This window comes from Cryobacterium melibiosiphilum (assembly GCF_003602235.1).
In the GTDB taxonomy this organism is placed as follows: domain Bacteria; phylum Actinomycetota; class Actinomycetes; order Actinomycetales; family Microbacteriaceae; genus Cryobacterium; species Cryobacterium melibiosiphilum.
Map to the genome: position 1 here is coordinate 33,889 of NZ_QZVS01000073.1, position 26,254 is coordinate 60,142.

General features: G+C 68.4%; 24 protein-coding genes. 19 read left to right on the forward strand and 5 right to left on the reverse strand.

The window, feature by feature from the left end; genetic code table 11:
* Window positions 1–45: 45 nt before the first annotated feature.
* Both D6T64_RS06920 and D6T64_RS06925 read right to left on the reverse strand, forming a co-directional pair.
* Window positions 46–1,155 carry a FecCD family ABC transporter permease gene (locus D6T64_RS06920; RefSeq protein WP_119973537.1) on the reverse strand — a complete coding sequence of 370 codons (1,110 nt, stop codon included), beginning with the start codon at window positions 1,153–1,155 and terminating at the stop codon, window positions 46–48.
* Window positions 1,145–2,311: an ABC transporter substrate-binding protein gene (locus D6T64_RS06925; protein WP_119973540.1), complete on the reverse strand. Its 1,167-nt coding sequence runs from the start codon at window positions 2,309–2,311 to the stop codon at window positions 1,145–1,147. The genes D6T64_RS06920 and D6T64_RS06925 overlap by 11 nt, the downstream gene beginning before the upstream one ends.
* A 177-nt stretch (window positions 2,312–2,488) precedes the next feature.
* Here D6T64_RS06925 and D6T64_RS06930 point away from each other — a divergent pair, with 177 nt between their 5' ends.
* From D6T64_RS06930 to D6T64_RS07005, 17 genes are all read left to right on the forward strand, one after another.
* A complete protein-coding gene (locus tag D6T64_RS06930) occupies window positions 2,489–2,836 on the forward strand; it encodes a hydrogenase maturation nickel metallochaperone HypA/HybF (protein WP_119973542.1) in 348 nt (115 codons plus the stop codon).
* A 69-nt stretch (window positions 2,837–2,905) separates the two neighbouring features.
* Window positions 2,906–3,760 carry a hydrogenase nickel incorporation protein HypB gene (hypB, locus tag D6T64_RS06935; RefSeq protein WP_233550891.1) on the forward strand — a complete coding sequence of 285 codons (855 nt, stop codon included), beginning with the start codon at window positions 2,906–2,908 and terminating at the stop codon, window positions 3,758–3,760.
* Entirely contained in the window at window positions 3,735–4,826 is a 1,092-nt protein-coding gene (locus D6T64_RS06940) for an NADH-quinone oxidoreductase subunit B family protein (protein WP_119973547.1), read from the forward strand. The genes hypB and D6T64_RS06940 overlap by 26 nt, the downstream gene beginning before the upstream one ends.
* Before the next feature lie 65 nt (window positions 4,827–4,891).
* Entirely contained in the window at window positions 4,892–6,685 is a 1,794-nt protein-coding gene (locus tag D6T64_RS06945; protein WP_119973549.1) for a nickel-dependent hydrogenase large subunit, read from the forward strand.
* A 2-nt stretch (window positions 6,686–6,687) separates the two neighbouring features.
* Window positions 6,688–7,737, forward strand: coding sequence for a NifU family protein (locus D6T64_RS06950; protein ID WP_119973551.1), 1,050 nt, complete (start codon window positions 6,688–6,690; stop codon window positions 7,735–7,737).
* Window positions 7,734–8,513, forward strand: coding sequence for a DUF5947 family protein (locus tag D6T64_RS06955; protein WP_199719089.1), 780 nt, complete (start codon window positions 7,734–7,736; stop codon window positions 8,511–8,513). The genes D6T64_RS06950 and D6T64_RS06955 overlap by 4 nt, the downstream gene beginning before the upstream one ends.
* Window positions 8,506–9,204, forward strand: coding sequence for a DUF6084 family protein (locus D6T64_RS06960; RefSeq protein WP_119973556.1), 699 nt, complete (start codon window positions 8,506–8,508; stop codon window positions 9,202–9,204). The genes D6T64_RS06955 and D6T64_RS06960 overlap by 8 nt, the downstream gene beginning before the upstream one ends.
* On the forward strand, window positions 9,201–10,664 hold the full coding sequence (locus tag D6T64_RS06965; protein WP_119973558.1) for a hypothetical protein: 1,464 nt from the start codon (window positions 9,201–9,203) through the stop codon (window positions 10,662–10,664). Before D6T64_RS06960 ends, D6T64_RS06965 begins: the two co-directional genes overlap by 4 nt.
* On the forward strand, window positions 10,661–10,780 hold the full coding sequence (locus D6T64_RS23635; RefSeq protein WP_377011093.1) for a DUF6893 family small protein: 120 nt from the start codon (window positions 10,661–10,663) through the stop codon (window positions 10,778–10,780). Before D6T64_RS06965 ends, D6T64_RS23635 begins: the two co-directional genes overlap by 4 nt.
* Entirely contained in the window at window positions 10,780–11,307 is a 528-nt protein-coding gene (locus tag D6T64_RS06970; protein WP_119973560.1) for a hydrogenase maturation protease, read from the forward strand. Before D6T64_RS23635 ends, D6T64_RS06970 begins: the two co-directional genes overlap by 1 nt.
* Window positions 11,307–11,597, forward strand: coding sequence for a HypC/HybG/HupF family hydrogenase formation chaperone (locus D6T64_RS06975; RefSeq protein ID WP_119973562.1), 291 nt, complete (start codon window positions 11,307–11,309; stop codon window positions 11,595–11,597). Before D6T64_RS06970 ends, D6T64_RS06975 begins: the two co-directional genes overlap by 1 nt.
* Window positions 11,598–11,816: 219 nt before the next feature.
* A complete protein-coding gene (locus D6T64_RS06980; RefSeq protein ID WP_119973565.1) occupies window positions 11,817–12,455 on the forward strand; it encodes a hypothetical protein in 639 nt (212 codons plus the stop codon).
* 205 nt (window positions 12,456–12,660) lie between these two features.
* The gene (locus D6T64_RS06985; protein WP_119973567.1) at window positions 12,661–17,514 is read left to right on the forward strand and encodes a TIGR03773 family transporter-associated surface protein; all 4,854 of its coding nucleotides are present in this window, start codon (window positions 12,661–12,663) and stop codon (window positions 17,512–17,514) included.
* Between the two features lie 5 nt (window positions 17,515–17,519).
* A complete protein-coding gene (locus tag D6T64_RS06990; protein WP_233550893.1) occupies window positions 17,520–19,088 on the forward strand; it encodes an anchored repeat ABC transporter, substrate-binding protein in 1,569 nt (522 codons plus the stop codon).
* Between the two features lie 53 nt (window positions 19,089–19,141).
* Complete coding sequence (locus D6T64_RS06995; protein WP_233550894.1) at window positions 19,142–20,137, forward strand: choice-of-anchor M domain-containing protein; 996 nt, start codon at window positions 19,142–19,144, stop codon at window positions 20,135–20,137.
* Window positions 20,134–21,021, forward strand: coding sequence for an anchored repeat-type ABC transporter ATP-binding subunit (locus D6T64_RS07000; RefSeq protein WP_233550895.1), 888 nt, complete (start codon window positions 20,134–20,136; stop codon window positions 21,019–21,021). Before D6T64_RS06995 ends, D6T64_RS07000 begins: the two co-directional genes overlap by 4 nt.
* Window positions 21,018–21,923 (forward strand): anchored repeat-type ABC transporter permease subunit, encoded by a 906-nt coding sequence (locus D6T64_RS07005; protein WP_119973574.1) that lies wholly within the window; start codon window positions 21,018–21,020, stop codon window positions 21,921–21,923. Before D6T64_RS07000 ends, D6T64_RS07005 begins: the two co-directional genes overlap by 4 nt.
* Before the next feature lie 259 nt (window positions 21,924–22,182).
* Here the strand turns inward: D6T64_RS07005 and D6T64_RS07010 are convergent, their stop codons facing one another.
* A complete protein-coding gene (locus tag D6T64_RS07010; RefSeq protein ID WP_119973577.1) occupies window positions 22,183–22,989 on the reverse strand; it encodes a DUF6390 family protein in 807 nt (268 codons plus the stop codon).
* A 104-nt stretch (window positions 22,990–23,093) separates the two neighbouring features.
* Between D6T64_RS07010 and D6T64_RS07015 the strand changes: the two genes are divergently transcribed.
* Together D6T64_RS07015 and D6T64_RS07020 are read left to right on the forward strand one after the other, a co-directional pair.
* Window positions 23,094–23,747: a gluconate 2-dehydrogenase subunit 3 family protein gene (locus D6T64_RS07015; protein ID WP_119973580.1), complete on the forward strand. Its 654-nt coding sequence runs from the start codon at window positions 23,094–23,096 to the stop codon at window positions 23,745–23,747.
* Window positions 23,744–25,480, forward strand: coding sequence for a GMC family oxidoreductase (locus D6T64_RS07020; RefSeq protein ID WP_119973582.1), 1,737 nt, complete (start codon window positions 23,744–23,746; stop codon window positions 25,478–25,480). The genes D6T64_RS07015 and D6T64_RS07020 overlap by 4 nt, the downstream gene beginning before the upstream one ends.
* 56 nt (window positions 25,481–25,536) lie before the next feature.
* Here D6T64_RS07020 and D6T64_RS07025 read toward each other — a convergent pair whose 3' ends face one another.
* Together D6T64_RS07025 and D6T64_RS22565 are read right to left on the reverse strand one after the other, a co-directional pair.
* Window positions 25,537–25,926, reverse strand: a complete 390-nt coding sequence (locus D6T64_RS07025) for a TraR/DksA family transcriptional regulator (protein WP_119973584.1) — start codon at window positions 25,924–25,926, stop codon at window positions 25,537–25,539.
* A 42-nt stretch (window positions 25,927–25,968) separates the two neighbouring features.
* Window positions 25,969–26,254, reverse strand: a 286-nt coding sequence (locus D6T64_RS22565; RefSeq protein WP_158594838.1) for a hypothetical protein, incomplete at its 5' end; no start/stop codon positions are given.

Genomic DNA, 26,254 nt, shown 5'->3' on the forward strand with positions numbered 1-26,254 from the left:
TACCCAAACCCTGCCTCGCGCAACTCGAGCAGGACCGGGGCGACGTCAGGCACTGTCCCAAATCCGGTCGCGGTGGCGTCGCAGCAGCACAAAGAACACCGGCGCCCCGATCAGCGCCGTCAGCACGCCGAGCGGAATCTCCCCGGCGGTGAGCGAGCGCGCGACCGTGTCCACGACGATGAGGAGGGCCCCGCCGAGCAGAACCGACACCGGCAGCAGCACGCGGTTGTCGGGGCCGACCCACATGCGGGCGAGGTGCGGAATCACGAGGCCCACCCAGCTGATCACGCCGCTGACCGCGACCGCGCCGGCGACGATCAGGGCGACGGATGCGAGCACCACCCAGCGCAGCCGCCGCGGACGCACCCCGAGCGCCGCCGCATCGTCGTCCCCGAGCGAGAGCACGTTGATGCGCCAGCGCAGGGCCAGCACGACGACCGTGCCGAGCAGGATCGGGCCGACCGCGACGAGCACCTGTCCGGGAGTCGCCCCCGCGATGCTGCCCAGCAGCCAGAAGACAATTGCCGGCAGCGTCGTGAACGGGTCGGCGAGGTAGGTCACGAGGGCGACGAGCGCGGAGAAGAATGACCCGGTCACCACCCCGCCGAGCACCAGCATGAGCACGGGGGTGCCGCCGCGGCCCGAGGTGATCAGAAAGACCAGCACCAGGGCCAGCAGCCCGCAGGCGAACGACCCACCGACGAGCATCACCGGGCCGAGTCCGAGCAGCAACGCGAGGGCCCCGCCGAAGGATGCCCCGGCCGAGACCCCGATGATGTCGGGGCTGACGAGGGGGTTGCGAAAGATCGCCTGCAGGGCGGCGCCACCGAGGGCGAGACCGCCGCCGACCAGCGCCGCCAACAGCACCCGCGGCATCCGCACCAGCAGCACGACGTTGTGTTCGGTCGGCGGAATGTCCTCACCCCCGAATGCGCCCCCGGGGTCGGTGCCGAGCAGGATCTGCACGACGTGGCCGAACGGAACATCGAAGCGGCCGAGCGTCAGCGCGAGCAGCGCGACCGTCAGCAGTGCGCCGAGGGAGATGAGAATCGGGCGCAGGGTGCGAACGCGTTCCGGCGTGGGAGCGCGGCCGGGGCCGCGGTGCTCGCGCGGCGCGCGGCGCCGGTCGATCCGGGCATGGCTCTCATCCAGCATGGAACTGCTGGTAATTGGAGGACCGGTCGTTCACATCCATCCAGAGCACGGTGTTGATCTGGGCGTCGGTGGGGGTGTGGTCATAGAGAAACGGATAGTCGGCTGTGATCTGGGCGCGCAGGGTGCTCGTGCTGAGGGAAGGGAAGGCGATGTCCGCCAGCCAGGTCCACATCAGCGGGGACTCCTGACCGGGCGGGTCCCACCGGTAGCCGCCCAGCGGTACCTTGTAGACGCGCCGGTTGGTGACCGCACGAACCCCCGACCAGGCCGGATTCGAGTAGATGTCGTCGGGCATCGCTCCGTCGAAGTTGCCGAGCAGGATCACCTCGGGGTTCCAGGTCAGCACCTGCTCCAGGTCGACGCCGACCATGCCGGTTCCGGGGGCGGGGGCATCGCCCGTCGCCGGGTTGGTGCCGCCCACGAGCTTGATGTAGAAATCGTTGTAGGTGTTCGCGCCGGCGACCTTGAGACCCTCGGTGAACCGGTTGAAATAGAGGATGCTCGGGCCAGGCTGCGCGCGTGCGGCGGCGTCGGCCTGCACCTGGGCGAGGGCACCATCGCTGCGCGCCTTGATCTCCGTGGCGCGTTCGGGTTTTCCGAGCATCGTGGCGAAAATCTGCACCCAGGAGTCGACGTCTTCCTGGGTGCCGTTATTGGTGAGACCGATGACCGTGAGACCGGCGTTTTCGAGGGGTTCCACCAGGGGAGAGTCGCTCCACTGCACCACCACGTCGGGCTCGAGATCGAGGATGCTCTCGACGTTGGGCGTGAAATCACTCGTGGCGATGTCGTGCGGAAGTTTCAGCAGCTCCGGAAAGAACTGGCCGAGGATGCCGTCTTTGATCGCCATCCAGGAGGCATTGTGCATGCCGACCAGGTGCTGCGCCGACCGGTCGACGGCCACGATCAGCGACGCCGACGGCATCGGAATCGTCACGACCCGGGTCACGGCCTGGTTGAAGGTGAGCACCGTGCCGCGGTTGTCGGTCACCTCGATTTGCGTCGGGCTCCCCGATCCGCTCGGCACGGCCGGCGTGGCCGAGGAATCGGTGCAGGCCGCGAGCACGACCGTGCCTCCGACGAGAAAGAATCCGGCGAGCACGGTGCGTCTGCTGAGGAGGGCCGCTGCGGGGGGTGTCGTTTCCGGTGTCGTCATCAAGATCCTCCTGGTGGGCGCGGGTGGGCGCGGCAGTGCCGGAAGCGGAATTCCAGACAGCATCCGCCCGATCCCGGGCACTGTCAACGGTTCGACGGCCGCCGAACGATACGGCCCGAATCCGGCATTGCGAGGACCGAGACCCGGGTCTACATTGTTTCTTCGAGGTGGAATACCGTGCATGAACTGTCGATTGCGTCCAGCCTCGTCGACACGATCCGTGACCGTACCGGCGAGCGCACTGTCGCGTCCGTTCACCTGCGGATCGGGCAACTGTCGGGCGTTCTGGCGGATGCCCTCCGCTTCAGCTTCGAGATCGCCGCGGCCAACACCGCTCTCGAGGGGGCCGAATTGATTCTCGAGCAGCCGGCCGGCCGCATCCGCTGTCGCACCTACGGGCTCGATTCCGGCCTGGTCGACCAGTTTCTGCTGTGCGCGTGTGGCAGCGCCGACGTTCAGGTGACGGCGGGCCGCGAGCTCGACCTGGTCGCCGTGCAACTGGCCGCCGTCGAGGCTGCCGGTTAGGAAGGGACAACCGTGTGTTCAACGTGTGGCTGTAACGACGACGCCGGAGTGCGGGTCGACGGGAGATCCGTGACCGGCCTCACACTGATCGCCAATCCCGCCCACGACCCTCACAGCCACCCCCACGACCACCCGCATTCCCACCCGCACGGCCACGATTCCGATGTTCACCCGACCGAGACCGTGCTGTTCGAGCAGAGCCTGCTCGCCCACAACGACCTGCTCGCGGCCCGCAACCGGGGCTGGCTCGAGGGCCGCGGCATCCGTGCGCTGAACGTTATGAGTTCACCCGGCTCCGGCAAGACCACCCTGCTCGTGCGCACCCTCACCGAGTGCGCCCTCACAGAGTTTGCCCTCACCGCGTCCGGTGGGCGGATGCCGTTCGCCGTCGTCGAAGGTGACCAGGAGACCTCGATCGACGCCGACCGCATCCGCGCCACCGGAGTGCCGGTCGTGCAGGTCAACACCGGAGCGGGCTGCCACCTCGACGCCGACATGCTCCGGCACGCGCTCGACACCCTCGACCCTGACCCCGGATGCACGGTGCTGATCGAAAACGTCGGCAATCTCGTCTGCCCGGCCCTGTTCGACCTCGGCGAAGCGGCCAAGGTCGTCATCGTCTCGGTCACCGAGGGCGACGACAAACCCCGAAAATACCCGCACATGTTCGCGGCGGCCGATCTTGTGGTGATCAACAAGAGCGACCTGCTTCCCTACGTTGAATTCGATGTCGAGCGGTGCGCGAGCCAGGCCCGACAACTGAATCCGAATGTTGACGTGCTGGTGGTGTCGGCCACGACGGGCGCAGGCCTCGACGGTTGGTACCACTGGCTGACGCGCCCGTCCGGCGCAATCCGCGGCGACGCAACCCGCGGCGAGGCGAACCCAGGAGACACCGATGCCCACTACTACACCCACTACTGATCCCGCTGCCAAGCGCACCGACGCGACCCCCGCCGAAGAGGCCCTGATCCACGTGCTGTGGATCAATGCCGGCCTCAGCTGCGACGGTGACTCCGTCGCCCTCACCGCGGCCACCCAGCCGAGCGTCGAGGAGATCGCGCTCGGTGCCCTGCCCGGCCTGCCGCACATCGCGATGCACTGGCCGCTGATCGACTTCGAGTGCGGCCCAGAACACGGCGCCGACGACTTTCTGGAGTGGTTCCGCAAGGCCGACCGTGGCGAACTGGAACCGTTCGTGCTGATCGTCGAGGGCTCGATCCCGAACGAGAAACTGCACGCCGAGGGCGGCTACTGGAGCGGTTTCGGCAACAATCCCGACACCGGGCAGCCGATCACCACGAGCGAATGGCTCGACCGACTCGCCCCGAAGGCCACGGCGATCATCGCCGCCGGCACCTGCGCGACCTACGGCGGCATCCACGCGATGGCCGGCAACCCGACCGGCGCGATGGGGGTGCCCGACTACCTCGGCTACGGCTGGACCAGCAAGGCCGGCATCCCGGTCGTCTGCGTGCCGGGCTGCCCGATCCAGCCCGACAATCTCTCCGAAACCATCACCTACCTGCTCTACCAGGCGACCGGGCAGGCGCCGATGATCCCGCTCGACGACAACCTGCGGCCGACCTGGCTGTTCGGCCACACCGTTCACGAAGGATGCGACCGGGCCGGCTACTACGAGCAGGGCGACTTCGCGACCGAATACGGTTCACCCAAGTGCATCGTGAAGCTCGGCTGCTGGGGGCCGGTGGTCAAGTGCAACGTGCCCAAGCGCGGCTGGATGAACGGCATCGGCGGTTGCCCGAATGTGGGCGGCATCTGCATCGGCTGCACCATGCCGGGCTTTCCCGACAAATTCATGCCCTTCATGGACGAACCGCCCGGCGGCAAACTGTCGACGACGGCGATCATGCCCTACGGCACGACCATTCGAGCGCTGAGGAAGATCACCGGCACCACGCTCGACAAGGAACCGCGCTGGCGCCAGCCCGGCAACAAACTTCTGAGCGGTGCCGTGCGCACCTGGTAGCCGCACCCCTGACGGAACACCCCCGACACATCTCGCCCCACCTGGCCACGAGAAAGGCGCCAGCAATGACCTCGACCATCCCGACCCCCGCACACTCGGCGCCGGGGGATGACTCCCTCGTCGAGATGAACTGGGACCCCATCACCCGCATCGTGGGGAGCCTCGGCATCTACACGAAGATCGACTTCAACAACCGTGAGGTGGTGGAGTGCCACAGCACCTCGTCGATCTTTCGCGGCTATTCCATCTTCATGAAGGGCAAGGACCCGCGCGACGCCCACTTCATCACGAGCCGCATCTGCGGCATCTGCGGCGACAACCACGCCACCTGCTCGTGTTACGCCCAGAACATGGCCTACGGGGTGAAACCGCCGAACCTCGGCGAGTGGATCGTGAACCTCGGCGAAGCGGCCGAGTACATGTTCGACCACAACATCTTCCAGGAGAACCTGGTCGGCGTGGACTACTGCGAAAAGATGGTGAAGGAGACCAACCCCGGGGTTCTCGCGCTCGCCGAGAACACCCGCGCCCCGCACGAGGGTGACCACGGCTACCGCACCATCGCCGACATCATGCGCACCCTCAACCCCTTCACGGGCGAGTTCTACCGCGAGGCACTGCAGGTGAGCCGCTCCACGCGCGAAATGTTCTGCCTGATGGAAGGCCGGCACGTGCATCCGTCGACGCTGTATCCCGGCGGAGTCGGCACGGTCGCGACGATCCAGCTGATGACCGACTACATCACCCGCCTGATGCGCTACGTCGAATTCATGAAGAAGGTCGTGCCGATGCACGACGACCTCTTCGACTTCTTCTACGAAGCACTGCCCGGCTACGAACAGGTCGGGCTGCGGCGCACCCTGCTCGGTTGCTGGGGAGCCTTCCAGGACCCGGAGTACTGCAACTTCGAATACAAGGACATGACCGAGTGGGGCCGCAAGATGTACGTCACCCCCGGTGTCGTCGTCGACGGCAAGCTCGTCACGACCGACCTCGTGCGCATCAACCTCGGCATCCGCATCATGCTCGGCTCGTCGTACTACCAGGACTGGACCGGGCAGGAGATGTTCGTCACGAAGGACCCGCTCGGTAACCCCGTCGACCGCCGGCATCCGTGGAACCAGCACACCAACCCCCAGCCGCAGCGCCGGGACTTAGACGACAAATATAGCTGGGTGATGTCGCCGCGCTGGTTCGACGGCACCGACAACCTCGCCCTCGACACCGGCGGCGGCCCGCTCGCCCGGCTCTGGACGACCGCGCTCGCCGGGCTCGTCGACATCGGCTACCTCAAGGCCACCGGCACCAGCGTGCAGATCGAGCTGCCCAAGACCGCCCTGAAAGGGCCGGTCAGCCTCGAGTGGACGATTCCGCAGTGGAGCAACACCCTCGAACGCAACCGGGCGCGCACCTATTTTCAGGCCTACGCGGCCGCGGCGGCGTTGCACTTCGCCGAGAAGGCTCTCGACGAGATTCGGGCCGGGCGCACCAAGACCTGGGAGAAATTCGAGGTGCCTGACGAGGCCGTCAGCTGCGGTTTCACCGAGGCCGTGCGCGGTGTACTCAGCCACCACATGGTGATTCGCGACGGCAAGATCGCCAACTACCACCCCTACCCGCCGACCCCGTGGAATGCGAGCCCGCGGGACTCCTCGGGAACCCCCGGCCCCTACGAAGACGCCGTGCAGGGCCAGCCGATCTTCGAGGAGAATGACCGGGAAAACTTCAAGGGCATCGACATCATGCGCACCGTACGCAGTTTCGATCCGTGCCTGCCGTGCGGGGTGCACATGTACCTCGGCGAGGGCAAGACCCTCGACCTGCTGCATTCCCCGACGCAGACGCTGACCGGCGAGTAGCCATGGGCGAGGTGCGTGCCACCGGCATCGCGACGCTGATCGATGCGCTCGGGGCGGGCGGCATGCTGGCCCGGGAGCGCGCCGAAGACCTCGTGCGTCAGGTGACCGACCTCTACGGAGAAGCACTCGAACACGTGCTCACGATTGCCAGCCAATCCGACGCGAGCCAGACGGACGCCCGCCAGACGGACGCCCGCCAGACGGATGCCCGCATCGGCCGGGCCGAGGCATCCGCGCTCGACGCCGCGCCCGGCACGCACGCACCCGGCGCGTCGTCGATCGTTGATGCCCTCGTCTCCGATGAGCTGATTTCGGGGCTGCTGCTGGTGCACGGCCTGCATCCACAGGACGCCCCGACCCGGGTCGCCGCCGCCCTCGAGAGCGTGCGCCCCTACCTCGGCTCGCACGGCGGCGACGTCGAACTGCTCGGCCTCAGCGACGACGGGGTCGTGCGGCTGCGGCTGCTCGGCAGCTGCAACGGATGCCCCTCCTCGTCGGTCACCCTGAAGCTCGCCGTCGAGGACGCCATCGAACGGGCAGCCCCCGAGGTCACCCGCATTGACGTGGAGCAACCCGCGAAAGTGGCGGCGGTGATCCCGGTGGAGGCGTTGCGCATCCGCCTGGCCGATGCCCCGGAACCCGTTCCCGCGAGCGCGGATGCGGGCGGTTCCTGGGAGCCCGTCCCCGAGCTTGCCGACCTCGACCCCGGGGAGGTGGCCGGATTCATCGTGGCGGGGGTGCCGATTCTGGCGACCCGCACGAGCGCTGAGGTGTTCGTGTTTCGGGACTACTGCCCGCGTTGCGCGGCCTCGATGGCGGGGGCAACCCTGCAGCGGGCGCTCGCCGCACCCGCCGGCGGCGGGTTGCTGCGCTGCCCGACCTGCCGCAAGCACTTCGACGTGCGCGGCGCCGGGGCCTGTATCGAAGACAAGGGGGTGCACCTCGACCCACTGCCGCTGCTGCTGCGCGCAGGGGTGCCGAGCGTGGCGGTGCCGAGCAGCCTGATGCCCAGCAGCCAGATGCCCAGTCTGGCCGGCGGGGTGCCCTCGTGAGCGACGCCGGCAGCGGGGGAGCAGGGGTGGAGTCCGCATTCGCGGTGCTGCGCCGTATCACCCGCACCCGCCCGACCGTGGACCCGGGGCCGCGCTGCGAGATGTGCGGGGAACCCATTGGCGAACCGCACCAGCACGTCGTCGACATCGACAGCCGCGCCATGCTGTGCACCTGCCGGCCCTGTTACCTGCTCTTCACCGACGCCACCGCGCACCTGCGCTACCGCTCGGTGCCCGACCGCTACCGCCGCTTCACCGACTTCGACCTCGGGGCCGGCCAGTGGGACGAACTGGAGATTCCGGTGGGGCTCGCTTTCTTCTTCGACAATGCCCAGGCCGAGCAGACGATCGCGTTCTATCCGGGGCCGGCCGGGGCAACCGAGTCTGAGCTTCCGCTCGGCGCGTGGAACGCGGTGCGGGCCCGCAACCCGGGCCTGGACATCGTGGCTCCCGACACCGAAGCGCTGCTGGTGCGGGCGCCCGGCGCCGACGGGGTCGGGCCGCGGGGTGCCGGCGGGGGTGCCAGGGTCGGCGTCGGCTCCGGGCAGTTCGAGTGCTACCTCGTGCCCATCGACGCCTGTTACGAACTCGTCGGCGCGCTGCGGCGGGTGTGGCGCGGTTTCGACGGCGGCCAGGAGGCGCGCGCCCAGCTGACCGCCTTCTTCGACCGGGTGGAGGCGCGCAGCCGGCCGGCACCGGCCGGGGCGGCATCCGCTGGCCTCGCGACGGGTGTCCAGGCACCGGCTCGACCGAGCAGGGGGACCACGGATGCTTGACCTCGGGTTCAGCGTGCTCGATATCGCGGCCGAGCCTTATGCCGCCGCGCCGCAGCTGACCGCGCGGCTGCGGGTGACCGAGTCGACCGGGGCGGTCGTGCACGCGATCGCGCTGCGCTCGCAGGTGCGCATTCATCCGCAACGGCGTGCCTACGATGCCGAGGAGGAGGCCGGGCTGCTCGACCTGTTCGGTGAACGGGCCCGGTGGACCTCGACCTTGCGGTCGTTTCTGTGGCTGCAGTGCAGCACGACGGTGTCGGGCTTCACCGGGGAAACCGAGGTCGACCTGCCGCTCGTGTGCACCTATGACTTCGACGTGGCCGCCGCGAAGTACCTGCACGCCCTGCGGGGCAGCACGGTGCCGCTCGAACTGCTGTTCTCGGGCAGCGTGTTCACGAAGGGCGCTGTGTCCATGACCGGCGCGACCGGGTTCGCGGTCGAGCAGGTGCCGTGGAACTGTGAAGCCTCGTACGCGCTGCCCGTGTTGGTGTGGCGCGACCTGATGGACCGCTATTTTCCGAACGCCGGCTGGATCCGTCTTGACCGGGACGTGCTCGGCGACCTCGCCCACTACAAGGCCTCGCTCGGGCTGACCTCGTGGGAAGCGGCGATCGCCACCCTGCTGGCCGGCGCCCAGGCGCAGGATTCTCCGAGCCGGCAGCACGTGTCGGGTCGGGAGGTGCGCTCATGACCGGCGGCCGACACCCTGGCCTCACCCTCGCTCGCGCCGTGGCCGACGCCGTGCTCTACGAGGGTTACCTGCTCTACCCCTACCGCGCGTCGGCGCAGAAGAACCAGGCCCGCTGGCAGTTCGGCATCCTCGGCCCTCCCGGCGCCGCCGCAGCCGGAGTCGGCGAAGAACCCCACATGCTGACCGATACCCTGCTGCGGGTCGCGCCGCCGGCATCCGCTGCCCGGTCGGTCGCCGTCACCGTTTCGGTCTGCGTGCGCTTTCTGCAGCTGCAAACCCGCACGGTGGAACGGGCCGTGGCTGACGGAAACGACTTCGAGCCCGTTGCCGAGCTGCAGGTGCACGGAGCGCGGTGGCTGAGCTGGGACGAGGCCGTGCCGTGCGAGCTCGAACTCGGCCCTTTCGCGCTGGAACAGTTGGAACGCGGGCTGACCGTGCCCCTGTCGGTTCCGGCCGGCGAAGACCTGGAGTGGCTTGCCGAGTCGGGCTCCTCCGAAAAATCTGGCCGGCCCGGTGCGGCACCGGGTCGGCTGGTGCGTCGTCGCCGAGCGCTGAGCGGCTCGCTGCGTCTGGAGGCCGAGGCGCTGCCCGGTGGTGATGCCGGCGGTGACCGGCTACTGCGCCTGCGGGTCGCGGTCGAAAACGTGGCGGTGGGCGTTCCGTCTATGAAAGCGGATGCCGTCGCCACCTCGTTCATCGGCACGCATCTGCTGGTGACCTGCGAAAACGCGGGTTTCATGTCGGTGCTCGACCCGCCCGTCGAAGCACAGGCATCCGCTGCCGAGTGTGTGCACGAGCGCTGCTGGCCCGTGCTCGCGGGGCCGGAAGGGCAGGACGACGTGCTTTTGGCGTCGCCGATCATTCTCTATGACCATCCTTCGGTCGCCCCCGAGAGTGCTGTGGCCCTGTTCGATTCGACCGAGATCGACGAGATCCTGACCCTGCGGGTGCTGACGCTGACGGAGGAAGAGAAAGCCGAGGCGCGGGTCACCGACCCACGAGCCGCGGCGATCATCGACCGCTGCGAGTCGATGACCGCCGATGAACTCGAGCAGCTGCACGGAGCGCTGCGCAGCCCCCGTGCCTTCGAGGGCACGGCCGCGTTCGAAATCGAAGACCCGGGGGACGTGCCCTGGTGGAGCCCCGAGGCCGACGAGAGTGTACGGCCCGACCAGGACGTGGTCGTCATCGACGGGGTGCCCGTGGCGCGCGGCAGCCGGGTGCGCCTGCACCCGCGCCGGAATGCGGATGCGCAGGACCTCTTCTCCGCCGGTGAGACCGCACGGGTCGCCGGGGTGCATTTCGATGTCGACGGCAGCACCCACGTCGCGGTCACGCTCGAGATCGATCCCGCGGCCGACCTGCACGACTGGTTCGGCCGCTACCTCTACTTCGCGCCCGACGAGCTCGAGCCCCTCGAGCCTCCCGACGCGGATTTTCAGCAGAAAGGAAGGTCATGAAATTCATCGGAGGCGTGACGGTCTTCGCGCTCATTGCGAGTGCAGCGGTCGCCGTGGTGGTCGGTATGCGTTCGATTCCCGATATTCAGCGCTATCTGAAGATGCGTGAGATGTAGTGGCGGCGCGCGTCCTGGTCGCCGGCGTGGGCAACATCTTTCTGCGCGACGACGGGTTCGGCCCCGAGGTGGCCCGTCAGCTCATGACGGATGCCGCCGCCTCCCGGCCGGGCGTGCGCGTCGTGGACTACGGCATTCGGGGCATGCACCTGGTCTACGACCTGCTCGACGGCGTCGACCGGTTGGTTCTCGTGGATGCGCTACCGGCGCGTGGCGCGCGGGCGGCGGCCGGGGACATCCGGGTGCTGCAGATTCGCCCCGAAGACGTGGCGGGCCGGTCCGGCCGAGGCGTGAACGCCCCGGATGCCCACAGTATGGATCCGCTCGCGGCCCTTGACGGACTGCACGCGCTCGGTGGTACGCTGCCGCTCACTTACCTCGTCGGCTGCGTGGCCGGGGACACCGAGGAGGGGATGGGCCTGAGCGACGAGGTCGCCGCATCCGTTCCCGAAGCGCTCGCCGCGGTGCGCGCGTTGCTGGCTGCTGACCTGACAGGATTCACGACCCAAGAGAGTGGAGGCGAATAATGTGCCTGGGAATTCCGGGGCGCGTCGTGGAACGCGTGGAAGGGTTCGGCGACCAGCTGGCCCTCGTGACCGTGGCCGGAGTGCCGCGGCGCATCAATGTCGGCCTGCTCGACGACGGAGCCTTCGACGTGGGCAGCTGGGTCGTCATCCACATGGGCTTCGCCCTCGAGGTGGTCGACGAGACGGCCGCCGGTGAGGCCCAGGAGGGGCTCGAGATGCTCGGTCGCGCCGACCCTGACGGCGCGAGTGGCTCGGATTCACCCACTGGTCCAGACCTCGACACGAACTAGGTGAGCGGATGCCCGGGGCGATTTTGGGGCGCGGGCGGCGCGGGTGTAGCGTGGCTTAACGAGAAACGTTCTCACTAAGCGCGGCGACCGAGCCGCGCACGCCACTGGAAAGGCACCATCATCTCCATCTCGACACTTCCCACCAACGCTCCTTCCGCAGCCTCGAGCCATCACATTGCCACCGCGCCGTCGTCCGTCACTCGGTCCCGCCGTCGCGGCGTGCTGGGCGGCGCCGCCCTCGCCGGTGCGGTCGCGCTCACGCTGACCGCCGCGACCGGCGCGAGTGCCGCCGCCAACTATTCCTTCAGTGAGGGCCACGTCGATGTTGTCCACGTGGGCTTCGATTCGACCGGTGCCGGTGCCGGTCTCGGACTCTTCGTCGGAAACGAGGGCGACCCGGCCTACGCCGAGGGCGTCTATGCCGCGGCTGACTCGCAGTTCGAGGTGACTGACACTCCTGCTCTCGGTGGCTTCGTGCTTCCCGAGAACCCCGACGTGGCGGATGCGAACGGCGTGCTGTTCGCCGGGTTCTCCGGTTCCGGCGACCTGATCGAATCCGGCATCTTCGGGTACGGCGATCAGATTTCGGTCACCCTCGAAGACTGGGATTTCGTGCCGGCCGCCGGTGAATCGGCCGGAGCGACGTTCCTGGTCGAGCAGCAGTCCAGCAGCGACATCTTCTTCGACGGAACCGGTGATGTGCAGGACTTCACCGTCAATGCGCTTGATGCCCCGGAAGCCTTCCACGAGCACGCGACCTGGACCTTCGAGAAGGCCGGCACCTACACCTTCGACTTCACCGCCGAGGGCAACGGGCTCGCGGCCGATCTGACCCCGTTCACCTTCGTCGTCGGCTAGTTCGAACCCTCTGCACACTGCCACCGGGCACAGATGGTGCCCGGCGGCAATGCGTGTAGCGCTACAGTAGGGGCTTGCGCCGTTAACGATAACGATTCTCGTTCTCTTTATTCGCGTCGCGTTCGTCCGGCCACCGCCCGGTCTCCATGACACACAGACTTCGACACATCTTCTCCGTCCGCAAGCGGGGGAGTGGAAAGCATCCATGCACCCCCACGTTCGCCGGCCCACCGCTGCCGCTGCCGTCACCACGGTTCTCGCCCTGCTCGCCTCCCTGCTCGTGACGTCGCCCGCCGCGGCGAGTGAGACGGCCGACGCCGTCGCGACCGATTCGGCTTCCGATGCTCTCACCGCCGTGCCCGCCGACGGTGCGACCCTGCTGGACCTCGTCTTCGACACCACGATCGACACGACGGTCGACGCGCCACTGCGCCTCGGTATTCTGCCCGCGTCGAGTGACCCGCACGGCACGGCCATGGCCGTCGACCCGGCCGACACGCTGCTCGTCGTCGACGACGTGTCGGCCGTGACCGGCCTGTTCAGCGCCGCACACCTCGCGCTGCCTGCGGGCTACACCGCTGCGGGCGCGGCCGACGTGAACCTGACCGGCGTGACCGGGCCAGAGGGAGCATCCGTTTCGGTGACGGATGCCGCGGGCACCGTTCTGCTCGGCACCGCGCCGCTGCCCACGGGCGACGCGGCCCCCGTGACGCTGTCGCTCGACGGCACCTCGGACCTGACCGGGCTGTGGGCGTTCAGCGCCCACGGCGACTACACGATAACCTTCGACGCGGCGCTGCCCGTCACCGACGCCGCCGGCGTCACCGACTCGCTCGCGACGGCCGCCACGACTTACCAGTTCAGCGTGGGTGCCGCAGCGGATGCTGCCGCCGAAGCCGAAGCCGAAGCCGAGGCCGAAGCTGCAGCTGCAGCAGCAGCGGTGGCCGCTGACGCTGCCGCAGCAGAGGCAACCCCGGAGATCGTTGACTCGGCGGTCACCGAGTCGGCCGCAGACCAGACCGAGGTCGAAGTCACGACGGGCGATGACGCATCCGTCAGCGTTGCCGGGAAGAACGACAACGACACCGAGATCGACACCGAGATCGAGATCGAGACCGAGATCGAGACCGACAGCGAAATCGACGGCGGTGACGACGTGAGCGCGGCGACCACCTACGCATCAACGATGGCATCCGCCGTCACTGCCGACGACAGCTCGACCGAGACCGAGACGGCCGAAGCGCCCGTGGTGCTGTCGGCCGGTAACCTCGCCATCGCTCCGCAGCTCAGCGCCTCTGCCGAGGTCGCCGCGGGAACTTTTGATCACATCGACCTGGGAATCTCAGACCGCACGCAGGGCGTTTTCGGGGTGCAGCCCTGGTCGGCGTTCGACTCCACGATCATCCACCTCGGCAACGACGAACTCGATGCTGACAGCGGTCGGTGGGCGACCCCATCGATCGTGCCCGACCTGAACGGTTATACGCGGGGTGACGATGCCCGCGTGGTGCTCGGTATGGAGCAGGGTATCTCCGGGCGCGGGCGAAATGTGTCCTTCACCTGGGACCTGCCGATGTTGAGCGGAACGGCCGTTCTCAGCGGCGTGACCGGCGGTGCTGCCGCTGCCGCGCCGGGAATAGTGCGGGTGACCGATGCGATGTCGACCGAAGAGGTCTGGGACAGCAGCCGCTTCGGTACCAGCGCGCAGACCACGGTGACCGAGTGGAGCAAGGCGGTTCGCACCCACTACTCCGGCTGGTCGTTCAGCGACCCGGGCCGATACTGCGTCTCTGTGACCGTCGGCCTGACGTCGACGGCGAACGGCGTCAAGACGGCGACCGACACCCTCACCTTCTACGTGGGGGATCTGCCCGAGACCGTGGTGCCGTGCGCGCTGGATACCGATCTGCCCGACGTGATCGAAGAAGACGAGGAAGAACCCGAGGTCGAAACCCACTTCATCCACCAGAACGGGCACATCGACTATCGCGTGCACCTCGTCGACGGCGAAATTGCCACCGCCATGAGCTTCGGACTCGACCGGGAACGCTACTATGCGTCCTTTGACAACATCGTCCTTGCTCGTACAAAGCCCATGCAGACCGTGCCCGAGCCGACCGACGCGATGGACTTGACGGCGATCGGGCCGGTCGGTACCGAGTACTGGCACTTTCCTCGAGCCGGCGGAGCCGAGGAATGGGTTTGGCCCGGACTCAACACCGAAGACGTCGACGGCGACGCCGTCATCTCCCCGATCACGACCACGCTCACCGACTATTGGGTCGACGGTGTGCGCCAGCCGGACAACGCCGATGTCATTCTGCAGGGCGATTGGACTGCTCCGCACGACCGCTCGAAAACCCCGATCAATACCGCCCGTGAGCTGCCGCAGTCCTTCGAAGACCCGGTGAACCGGCATACGCACTTCGAGTGGGATTTCACCGCCCAGGGCGTGTACTGCCTGAACCTGACGTCGAGCGCCATCATGGCCGACGGACATCGCTCGAGTGACTCCGGAATCCTCACGCTCGTCGTCGGTGACGTCGATGCGTCGACCGTTGTGCCCTGCGAGCTGCAGAATCTCGAGGTGCCGCCGGTTGCGCAGAAGAGCGCACCCGCGATCGACACGACGGATGTCTACCTCGCCACCGACGGCGACATCTCGCTGGACCTGTTCGCCGACGGCGGCCTCGACCTGGTGGCCAGCACGGCGAGCGACTCGGTGGGCTCGACCAGCAATCGTCGGGCCGACGACCTGGTGATCTCGACGAGCTCGTGGAGCTTCGCCGATACCTGGCGTTGGGATTCCACGACGTCCTCGCGGTATGGACAATCCGCGGGCCGGTACTTTCCCGGCCTGGTGATCGACACGACCGGGGTGCTGCCGAGCGCCCTGGGGGTCGATACCGGTGTGACGATGGACCTCGGTGACGTGGCCGGCCCCGGCGAGTTCAGCTTCACCAACTTTGGCGATCGAAAGACGGCGGCCCTCGACTCGGCCCCGGGCGGCCCGCGCAGCACGACACTCTCGGCGATGTCCCGCAGCGACGGAGTCTGGTGGGACGTCACCGAGGCCGGCGTCTACTGTGTGCCGCTGACCTTCTCCACGACCGCGGTCGACGGCACCACCAGCAGCGCGTCGACCACCCTCACCTTCGTGGCGGGCAGTATCGACCCGGACGACGCCGATTACGTCGACCGGACCGGCCTCACCAGTTGCGCGAACGGCCAGCAGCCGACGCAAGCTGCCAGCGACGACGACGGTTCGTCCGAGCCCGACCCGATCGACTGGAACGTGCCCAACGGCACCCTGACCGACTCCGGCGCCGTGATCCTCAACGACGGACACGTCGACATCGCTTCGGTGCTGAACAAGAACGCGCTCGTGGATGGCGCGCTGAAGACCCAGATCAAGGACACCACCGAATCCAGCGACGCCCTCTGGCGCGACCCCGAACAGACGGTGCTGCAGGTGCTGCCCGGCGCGCAGACATCCGCTCCAGGCAGCGGCGACTATGCGTTTCTCGGCGAGCGCGGCGACCCCCTCTGGCAGGTGACGCAGACCCAGCAGCAGGGCCTGCTCTGGCCCGGCTGGTCGACCGAGCAGATCGCGGTCGAGGGCACCCAGACCGGTGTGGACTGGGCGCTGACGGATGCCTCCGGCCCCGGTGAATTCGCCCTCTACGAGGCGAGCTCCACCGTCATCGGCGGTGTCGACGTGCGCTTCAACACCCGCGACGGCCTCACGAGCGCCGACAGCTATGTCATCCCGAAGAACACGCACGCCCACGGCACCTGGGCGTTCAGCGCCGAGGGCAGCTACTGCCTCGCGTTCACTCGGTCCACAACACTGGCTGGCGGCGCAGCCGCGGTCGACGACTTCGTGCTGGCCTTCGCGGTCGGCGAGGTCGACGTGACCGGCATCGACCCTGCCGACTGCTTCGCGGGCACTCCGAACACCGAGGACCCCGGCGCCGGCGAACCCGATGACGGCAGCACCGATGTCGACGCGGGCGCCGGTTCCGGCGATACGGGCGCTGGCATCGGCACCGGCACGACCGCGCCGACGGTCACGACGCCGGCCTCACAGGCCCAGGCCGCGACTCAGTGCGTGGCCGGCGGCACCATTCTCTCGGCCGGTCACGTCGACTATGCCTCGCGGCTCGTGAACGGACGGCTGCAATCGCTCATCAAGGACGGCAGCACCCAGTCCACCGTCTGGCGGGAACCCTCGCAGGTCGTGCTGTGGCTGAAGCCGTCGTCGCGGGTGACCCTGCCCGCCGGGTACTCCTCGATCGGCACCGTCGGATCGAGCATCTGGCAGGTTCCGCAGACCCAGAACACCAACCTGGTCTGGCTCGGCTGGAACACCGAATCCCTCAACGCCGCTCAGGCGAGCAGCCCGGTGTCGTTCTCACTCGACGCCGTCGACGGCCCCGGCAGCGTGAACGTCTACCTGAACGGCGAGTTCGGCGGGGTGAAGTCGGTCGTCTTCGCGAACGGCGGCACCCACAGCGTCGACCTCGGAAAGCACGTGCACGGCAACTGGGCGTTCAGCGCCGAGGGCACCTACCACCTCACCTTCACCCAATCCGTGACACTGGCCAACGGGCAGGTCAGCCGCGACACCGAGACGCTGACCGTCGCCGTCGGCGACGTCGACCCCGCGACCGCCTTCGCCGGAACCGGCGGCTGCGGCGTGGTCTCGAACGCGGCGCTCCTCACTTCGACCATTGCAGCAGAGGATGCCGCCGACGCGGCGGCCGTCGAGGCTGCCTCGCTGAAGGCGCTCGAAGACGCGGCGGTGCTCGCCGCGGCCCAGGTCGAGGCCGAGGCGGCCGCGGAGGCCGCCGAGAGAAAGCTGGCCGAGACATCCGTCGACACGATCGACGACGTGAGCGGCGACCCGCTGGCCGCCCTCGCCGCCGGCAACCCCGTACCGGCCCTGCTGCTCGGCCTCGGGCTGCTGCTCGTGCTCGGCGCGGCCGCCGGCGGAATCCTGTGGCAGCGTCAACGCCGCTGGAGCGCCCTGCCGACCAGCGCGGGCGCAGACCACTGATGACCGTGGCACGAATTCGACCAGCAGCACGGGCCGCCGCGCTGCTGGTCGGCGCTGCCGTGCTGATCGGCGGCAGCGGATGCGCCACCACGGCCACCCCGCAGTCCGACGCCGACCTGCAGGTCATCGCGACGACCGGCATCCTGCGGGATGTCGCCGAGCACGTGGGCGGTGACCGGGTCAGTGTCACCTCGCTCGTGCCCGACAGTGCCGATCCGCACACCTACGAACCGTCCCTGCGCGACGTGCGCAACGTGGTCACGGCGGATGTCGCCTTCAGCAATTACATGCTGCTCGAGGAGCACAGCATTATCAAGACCCTCGACGCCAACCTGCGGGAGGGCGTGCCGAACATCTCGCTCGCCGAGGGGGCCGTGAAGTATGCGGCCGAGATCATCCCGCTCGTCGAGAACGTGTCGCTCGACACGGTCTGGCTCGGCCTGCGGGCCGCCGGGGACGGCACCGAGTACGGGGCGACCCGGTCCTCGGACGTGCTCGTGAGCGCGACCGCGGTCACCGGGCCGGGTGACGTCTTCGGCTACCTCACCGGCACCTTCGGTGACCCCGAGGTGTACTTCGACTCGAGTGACGGCTTCGACCAGGCCACCGGATACCGGGGCGACACCGCCCGGCTGCCGGTCGACGCGCACACGCACATGTCCTGGGTATTCACCGCACCGGGCCGCTACGAACTGACGCTCGAAACCCGGCTGCAGGCTGACCAGAACGCGAAGCCGGTGAAACTGGCGACCGAGACGTTCACCTTCGCCGTGGGCATCAACCCCGCTGACGTCGCCGAAGACCACACGATTCTGGATCTCGGCCACGCCGACTTCACCGCCAACCTCGACACCGACGAGCTGTACGTGCAGTACGACGCGGAGGGTGGCGGCGAGGGCACCCAGACGGTGTACGCCGCCGACGAGGTCGTCATCGAGGTGCCGAGCACGGCGATCGCGGAGATTCCGGCGTCGTCGCAGTTCAACTTTCTCGGTGAGGCCGGGGCGCAGATCTACCAGCTGCCGCAGGCCGTGCTCGGCAAACACGTGCACGGCGAGATCGACCCGCACCTGTGGCAGAACGTGCGCAACGTGATGGCCTACGCCGAGCTGATGCGCGACACCCTCACCGAGCAGGACCCGGCCGGCGCCAAGGAGTACCGCGACAACACCGACACCTACCTCGCCGAACTCGATGAGCTCGACGGGTACCTGCAGGCCACGATCGACACGATTCCGGCGGCCGATCGCCAGCTCGTCACCACCCACGACGCCTTCGCCTACCTCGCGGATGCCTACGGGCTCGACGTGGCCGGATTCGTCACCCCGAACCCGGCGACCGAGCCGAGCCTGGCCGACCGGCGCAAACTCACCGAGACGATCCGCAACCTCGGCGTGCCGGCGGTGTTCCTCGAACCCAACCTCGTCGCCCGCGCCTCGACCCTCACCGAGGTCGCGGGCGAGCAGGGCATCGAGGTGTGCACCATCTACGGCGACACCTTCGATGCCACCGTCACGAGCTACGTCGAGATGATGCGCTTCAACGCCGACAGCCTGCTGCGGTGCCTGGGCTGAGGCCCGCGCGCATCCGCTTACCCACCTTGATATTGAGAAAGTTCAGGACCCACGTGCTTCACACCCGACATTCCCGGCGCCTGCCGTTCGCGGCCGCGACCGTGCTGCTGATCGTCCTCGGGGGGGCGGCGGCGACATCCGCCGCCGCCACGACCACCGACCCGCTCGACGACCCGCTGAACCAGAGCATTGACTCCGGCCAGACCGTTGCCACCGACACCGCCGTGCTGAGCCGCGGCCACATCGACCTCGGCCCGCGCATCATCGACGGCACGTTCACCCTGCTCGTGCACGACGATGCGGCGAAGGCGGATGCCGCCGCCCAGTCCGTGTGGCGCCAGGCGTCGCAGACGGTCATCCAGCTGACGGATGCCGCCCTGCTGCCCGTGCCCGAGGATCCGGCCTACGCCTTTCTCGGCGTTCCGGCCGGGGAATCGGTGTCGGTGATCCCGCAGACGCAGAACCCCGACGTGGCCTGGGTCGGCTGGAACACCCAGGATCCCGAGGTGATGGACACCATCGACCGCGGTGTGACCCTGTCGCTGGCCGGCGTCGACGGCCCCGGCGCGCTCGTCGTCTACCTGCAGTCGGGCACATTCGGCGAGCCCGAGGTGCTCTGGGACTCCCGCAGCACCGAACCGGCCTCGGTCTGGGTCGACGTGAACACGCACACCCACGCCAACTGGGTCTTCACCGAGCCCGGCGTCTACCTGGCCGAGTTCCGCATCGACGCCGACCTCGTCGACGGCAGCACGGCCTCTGACACCCAGTCGCTGCGCTTCGCCGTCGGCGACGCCACGGACCCGCAGGCCGCGCTGGACGCGAGCCTGGTCAGTACCGAATCGGATGCCGCCGCCGACACCGCAGACGCGGCCGACTCGACCGCCGATACCGCTGCCGAACCCGCCGATGAAGCGTCATCGACAACCGTGATTCTGATCGCCGTGATCGCGCTCGTCGCCCTACTGCTGATCGTGGGCTTGACCTTCGTGGTGCTGCGCGGCAACCGCGCCAAGCGCCTCGCGCTGGCCGCTCGGGCGACCCGGTGACCGGCGTGGTTGTGACCCACGTGGCGTCTGCCCGTTCGGCGACTGCCGAGGCTGTGTCTGCCGGGGCTGATCCTGCCGGGGCTGAGCCGGCACGGGCCGCCTCGACTGGTGCGGCTTCGCCCGGAGCCCGGTCGACGGATGCCGCGGTGCGGGTCGAGGGGGTGGCCGTCGAGCTCGGCGGTCGGCTCGTGCTCGACGACGTGCACCTGCAGGTCGCTCGCGGCGAACTGGTCGGCCTGATCGGGCCGAACGGCGCCGGCAAGACTACCCTGCTGCGCTCCATTCTCGGGCTGGTGCCCACCGTGGCCGGCCGCGTGCTCATCAACGGCCAGCCGACCCGCGCCGGCCGCAACAACGTCGGCTATGTGCCGCAGCGGCACGAGTTCGCCTGGGACTTTCCGATCTCCGTCGAAGACGTCGTGATGAGCGGCCGCACCGGCGCCCTCGGCCTGTTTCGACGGCCGAAGCAGGCCGACTGGGCTGCGGTCGGTGATGCTCTCGACCGGGTGCGCATGAACGACCTGCGGCAGCGTCCGGTGGGGGAACTCTCCGGCGGGCAACGCCAGCGGGTGCTCGTGGCACGGGCCCTCGCGCTGCAGCCGTCGACGCTGCTGCTCGACGAGCCCTTCACCGGGCTCGATATGCCCACGCAGGAACTGCTCTCGGAACTGTTCATGTCGCTCGCCCGCGATGACCGGGCGGTGCTGATGACCACACACGACCTGGCATCCGCTCTCTACAGCTGCGACCGGCTCGCGCTGCTCAACCGCACGGTGGTCGCCGCCGGTCGCCCCGACGAGCTCACCGAGGCCCAGGTCTGGATGGACTGTTTCGGCGTCGGCGAGACGAGCCCGCTGTTACGAATTCTGGAGCTGGCCCGATGAGCCCGATCGACTTCTTTCTCGACCTGATCAATCCCGACCTGTCGTTTCTGCCCAAGGCCCTGCTGATCGCCGTCATGTCGTCGATCGTCTGCGGGGTGATCGGCACCTATGTGGTGCTGCGCGGAATGGCCTTCATCGGCGATGCCGTCGCGCACGCCGTGTTTCCGGGCCTCGCCGTCGCCTTCGTGATCAGCGGCAACCTCGTGCTCGGCGGCACCATCGCCGGGGTGTTGACCGCGGTGCTCGTGGCCCTGTTCTCGCAGAACCGGCGCCTCAAGGAGGACTCGATCATCGGCGTCTTCTTCGTCGCCGCGTTCGCCCTGGGCATCGTGGTGATCTCGCAGGCGCCGGGCTACGCCGGGTCGCTGCAGCAGTTTCTGTTCGGATCGATAACCGGCATCCCCGACGAAGACCTCTTCGTCGTCGGCGGCACCGGCCTGGTGATCCTGCTGGTCGCCTTCCTGCTGCACAAGGAACTCGTGGCGATCACCCTCGACCGCGAAATGGCTCGTTCGATGGGCGTGAAGGTGTTTTGGCTCGACATCGTGCTGTACGTGCTCGTGACCCTCGCCGTGGTGATCTCGGTGCAAACGATCGGCAACATCCTGGTGCTCGCACTGCTCATCACCCCGGCCGCCGCGGCGCGGCTGTTGACCGACCGGCTCGGCGTGATGATGCTGCTCGCGCCGGTGATCGGGGCGGCATCCGCTCTGGTCGGGCTCTATGTGTCGTGGTCGTGGGATCTGCCGACCGGCGGCACGATCGTGCTCGTACTGACCGCAGCGTTCCTGCTCGCCTGGGTCTTCGCCCCCCGCCACGGTGTGCTCGCCCGCCGCCGCCCCCGGTCCGCCGCGCGGGCCGCGTCTCCGGCCGCGAACGCACCCGCGTTCGCGGGGCAGTGAGCACACTCGGCGGCTCGAGCGCGGTAGGTGCGCCGCTGCGCGGTGGGCGTGCCTGCGGCGCAGCGGCGCACCTACCGCGCAACTCGTTGGCCGACTTCTGCGGACCGTCAACGGTCGCCTGAGCGCCGTACTGCGCCGCTGCGCGGGAGAAGTGTGGCCCGGTCGACCTCTGGGTGCTTCACGGACGCGGGGCGCAGCATCCGTCGCCGCGCACTGCGCCCGCCCCCGCGGTCAGAGCCGCCGGGTCAGAGCCGCCGGGTCAGAGGGTGTGGTCGAGGGCGACGGCGGTGCCGCGGTGCTCGACGCCGGAGTTCGCGATGCGCAGGTGCCGCTGGGTGTAACCGTGCAGCTGCCGCACCTGCCCCGGCGTGAGGCGGTCGCAGATCCAGTCCCAGTGCAGCGACACCGTGTCGCCCACTGCGAGATCGGCCATGAACCCGGTGCCCGCGACGGCGTGCCGGGCGGTCTCCACCGTCGAGCCGCTCAGCGTCAGGGAGATCCCGTCCCACGCGAGGTGTCGAGATTTCACCACGGCCTCATCACCGCTGATCTCCACGACTTCTCCCCAGCGGATGCGGCAGCCATCGAGCACCGTCAGCGCCGTTCCCGCCCGACGGTCGTCGCGCAGCAGGCCGAGCCACGGGTACACCTCGAAGACGTGGAAACTGTGGTTGGGCACCCCGCCGGCCAGCACGCCCTCCATCAGGTGGGAAAACTGGCGCCCGGTGCGCGCCCGAAACCGGTCCTCCATGGAGTTGCCGATGTTCGTGATGCCGACCCGCTCGAGCAGGGGATTGCCCACCCAGTAAGCCTCCACGACGCGGTGGTCGAGCGGATCGCGAATCCCGGTGCTCGCGGCGATCAGTTCGAGGTAGGGCCACGCGCCGGCGAAACCCTTCGCGAGTTCGCGCAGTCCGGCATCCGTCACGCCCGCCTGGCCATAGTGCAGCAGCGCGTCGCTGTCGGGCGGCCCGCAACTGCCGCGCGCGTTGGGCGGATACGCGTAGCGCACGAAGAGTTGGGCGCCGTCCGGCCGGGCGCCGCCGAGAACCTGGTCCTGAACCATGCAGGCACGCTAGCACCGGCCCCGACGCCCTTCAATGTGCCGGAGCCGACATTACCGAGCGGATGCTTGCAAACCGATCTTAAGTGATTTAGATTCACCTTCTTATGGCTTTTTCCACTGCCCCGGTCACGTCGGGTTACACGCTGCTCTTTTTCACCCCGGCCGAGGCATCCCTCATGGACGCACTCCTGGCGCGCATCATCCCCGATGAGCCGGGCTCGCCCGGGGCGAAGGGAGCGGGCGTGACCGAGTACATCGACCATGCCCTCGCGGGCAACCTGCAGGACCTGCAGCCGGTCTACCGCGACGGGCTGCGCGCCCTGTCGGCGTACTCGCAGGCACGCTTCGGGTCCCTGTTCCGTTTTCTCGACGGTCGTTTGCAGGAGGCGGTGGTGGAGGAGCTTGACCGGCTCGTCACGGCGGACGAACAGGCTTTTCTCGGCCAATTCTTTCGGATCGTGCGCGAACACACCGTGCAGGGATACTTCGGTGACCCGGCCTACGGCGGCAACCGGGACGCCGCCAGTTGGGCGCTCATCGGCTTTCCCGGGGCTCAACAGAGATATTCCAACGAGCAGCTCATGCCCGGGTTCAACGCGTCGGAGGTGCCGATCGTCACGGTGAACGACCTGTACCGGCGCATTCACGAGAAGCGCCACGGCACGGCAGCGGCCGAGAATGACGACCAGTTCGAGGAGGGGGCCGGGGGTGACCCGGTTGCCGTGTTGGGATCCACCGTGCCGGCGGACCGACCATGACCGAACGTTACGACGCCATCATCGTCGGGATGGGTTCGGCGGGCGGCGTCATCGCGGAGCAGCTGACCCAGGCGGGGCTGCGGGTGCTGGCCATTGAAAAGGGGGCCGACCACGGTCCCGAGGATTTTGCCGTGACTCAGGACGAAATGCGCTATCACCAGAACGGATCCCAGTTGACGACGATCGCGGTAGATCCGGTCACCTGGCGACCGACCGTCACCGCGCAGGCGCGCCTGCTGCCGTGGTCGTCAGGGCCGTTCGGGCAACCGATTTCTTATTTCGGCCAGTCGTCCACCGGGACCGGCGGCGGCACCCTGCATGGGGCCGCGTCGTCGTACCGGTTTCGCGAATCCGACTTTCAGATGCGCACCGCCATCGCCGACCGCTTCGGTGAGGCCGCCATTCCCGACGGGTCGACCCTCGCCGACTGGCCGATCACCTACACCGACCTCGAACCGTACTACGAGCGGGTGGAATACGAGCAGGGCGTGTCCGGGCGCGGCGGCAATATCAACGGGGAACCGCAGGAGGGCGGCAACCCGTTCGATCCGTTCCGGGCCCGGGACTACCCGATGCCGCCGGTGCCCCAGGGCCCCGGCGATGTGCCCTTCGTTCAAGCGACAACCCGGCTGGGGCTGCATCCGTTTCGCCAGCCCGTGGCGATCAACTCCGAGGAGTACCGCGGGCGCCCGGCCTGCGTGAACTGTGGCTTCTGCCACGGCTACCCGTGCCACGTCGGCGCAAAATCGGGCACCCACATCACCAGCATTCCGGCGGCGCAGGCCACCGGCAACCTGGTGTTGCTCTCGCTGAGCCGGGTACTGCGCATCAATCGGTCGGCCAACGGCAGGCAGGTGCGCGGCGTGACGTTCATCGACAGTGCGGGCGCGGAACGCGAGGCGACGGCGCGGTCGGTGATCCTCAGCGCCCACGCCCTGCAGAACGTGCGCCTGCTGTTGGTGTCCGGCATCAACGCCACCGGCCAGGTCGGTAAGAACTTCATGACCCACAATTTCGGGCGGTTCACCTCGGTGCTGCCGGTGGCCACCAACCCGTTCATCGGGTCGGCGAACGCGTCGAGCGCGGTCGATGACTTCACCTCCGAGATGGTCCCCGACAACGACCTCGGCGTGCTCTGGGGGTCTCCGATCATGAGCGTGGCCGGCGATCTGCAGCCGATCGAGGCGTATCACCTGATGGATCGACGGGTGAAGAAATTCGGCCTCGACCTCAAGCACTGGATGCGCGACAATTACCGCTTCATGCACCGCATGTACTCGCAGACGACGAACTTTCCGCACCCGCAGAATTTCTGCGACCTGGACCCCCTCGTGAAAGACCGCTGGGGGCAACCCGCGTTGCGGGTAACCCACGACTGGACAGACCACGATGCCAACTCGGTGGCCCTGCTGGGCCGCTACAAGCAGCACATCGCCCGGGAGATGGGGGCGACCGATTATTGGATGGACGCCCCGCGGCCGCCGTACCACCTCTCCACGCATGACGTGGGCGTGCATCGGATGGGCGAGAATCCGGCGACCTCGGTGACGGATGCCTACGGCGAAGTGCACGGATGCGCCGGCCTCTACGCCGTCGGCGGCGGCCAATTCGTCAGCTACGGCGGCTATAACCCGAACGAGACCATCCAGGCCCTCGCCTACCTGACCGCGGATCACCTGATCGAGGAGTACTCGGCGAGCCTGGCCCAGCAGGGGATCAGCGACTCGGATTAGCTGCCGACGGGGTCAGCGCCTCGGGGTTCAGCGCCTTGGGGTTCAGCGCCTGGGGGTCAGCGGCGGCGGGAGCTTTCGAGCTGGCGGGCGCAGGCGATGCAGAGTTCGGCGGCCGGACGGTATTCGAGGCGTTCCTGCCCGATGCGCTCGCCGGCGCGGGTGCAGAACCCGTAGCTGCCGTCGGCCACGCGGGCCAGCGCCCGGTCGATGGCGCCGAGCTCGACCTCGAATTCGCCCTGGAACTTCGACATGCGCGACCACTCGGTGCGCAGCGACGACGCTTCGGCGTCGTGGGCGCCATCCGTCGATCCGTCGCCGCGCGCGCCCTGCACGCCGGCGAACGTATCGGCGAGCGCCTGGATCTTGTCCGTGATCTCGGTGCGGTGTTCGGTCAGGAGCAGGTTGAAGGCGTGCAGTTCGTCAGGGGTGAGTGGTGTCAAGGGCATTGGTCCATGGTCTCACGCCGCGTCTGGCGGCACCGGTGCCGCTCAGATCAGGCCGCGCAGAAACTCCTCGATGCCCACGCCGGCGCGGGCGGCCCGCTGCTGCAGCCGGGTCAGCTCGAGCGGCGACAGCGTCACCGTGACCGTGCTCAGGTCGTCTTCGGACTCTCCGAATTCCGGCTCGTCAAAATCGAACAGGCCCGGATGCTGCGCCGCCGCGGGCGTTGCGGGCACGATGGTCGCGGCCCGGCGTGCTGCGGGCGCGGCCTTGACGGCGGCGCGGGCAGGCGGGGCATCCGCTGCCGCGATCGTGGCCCCGACCGGAACGGGC

Excerpts from the sequence above, each read along its gene's own strand:
- D6T64_RS06965 (WP_119973558.1), top strand. The coding sequence starts at position 9,201 with ATGACCGGCGGCCGACACCCTGGCCTCACCCTCGCTCGCGCCGTGGCC.
- D6T64_RS07015 (WP_119973580.1), top strand. The coding sequence starts at position 23,094 with ATGGCTTTTTCCACTGCCCCGGTCACGTCGGGTTACACGCTGCTCTTT.
- D6T64_RS06975 (WP_119973562.1), top strand. The coding sequence starts at position 11,307 with ATGTGCCTGGGAATTCCGGGGCGCGTCGTGGAACGCGTGGAAGGGTTC.
- D6T64_RS06950 (WP_119973551.1), top strand. The coding sequence starts at position 6,688 with ATGGGCGAGGTGCGTGCCACCGGCATCGCGACGCTGATCGATGCGCTC.
- D6T64_RS07005 (WP_119973574.1), top strand. The coding sequence starts at position 21,018 with ATGAGCCCGATCGACTTCTTTCTCGACCTGATCAATCCCGACCTGTCG.
- D6T64_RS07010 (WP_119973577.1), bottom strand. The coding sequence starts at position 22,989 with ATGGTTCAGGACCAGGTTCTCGGCGGCGCCCGGCCGGACGGCGCCCAA.
- D6T64_RS07025 (WP_119973584.1), bottom strand. The coding sequence starts at position 25,926 with ATGCCCTTGACACCACTCACCCCTGACGAACTGCACGCCTTCAACCTG.
- D6T64_RS23635 (WP_377011093.1), top strand. The coding sequence starts at position 10,661 with ATGAAATTCATCGGAGGCGTGACGGTCTTCGCGCTCATTGCGAGTGCA.
- D6T64_RS06925 (WP_119973540.1), bottom strand. The coding sequence starts at position 2,311 with ATGACGACACCGGAAACGACACCCCCCGCAGCGGCCCTCCTCAGCAGA.
- D6T64_RS06985 (WP_119973567.1), top strand. The coding sequence starts at position 12,661 with ATGCACCCCCACGTTCGCCGGCCCACCGCTGCCGCTGCCGTCACCACG.
- D6T64_RS06920 (WP_119973537.1), bottom strand. The coding sequence starts at position 1,155 with ATGCTGGATGAGAGCCATGCCCGGATCGACCGGCGCCGCGCGCCGCGC.
- D6T64_RS07020 (WP_119973582.1), top strand. The coding sequence starts at position 23,744 with ATGACCGAACGTTACGACGCCATCATCGTCGGGATGGGTTCGGCGGGC.
- D6T64_RS06945 (WP_119973549.1), top strand. The coding sequence starts at position 4,892 with ATGACCTCGACCATCCCGACCCCCGCACACTCGGCGCCGGGGGATGAC.
- D6T64_RS06960 (WP_119973556.1), top strand. The coding sequence starts at position 8,506 with ATGCTTGACCTCGGGTTCAGCGTGCTCGATATCGCGGCCGAGCCTTAT.
- D6T64_RS06940 (WP_119973547.1), top strand. The coding sequence starts at position 3,735 with ATGCCCACTACTACACCCACTACTGATCCCGCTGCCAAGCGCACCGAC.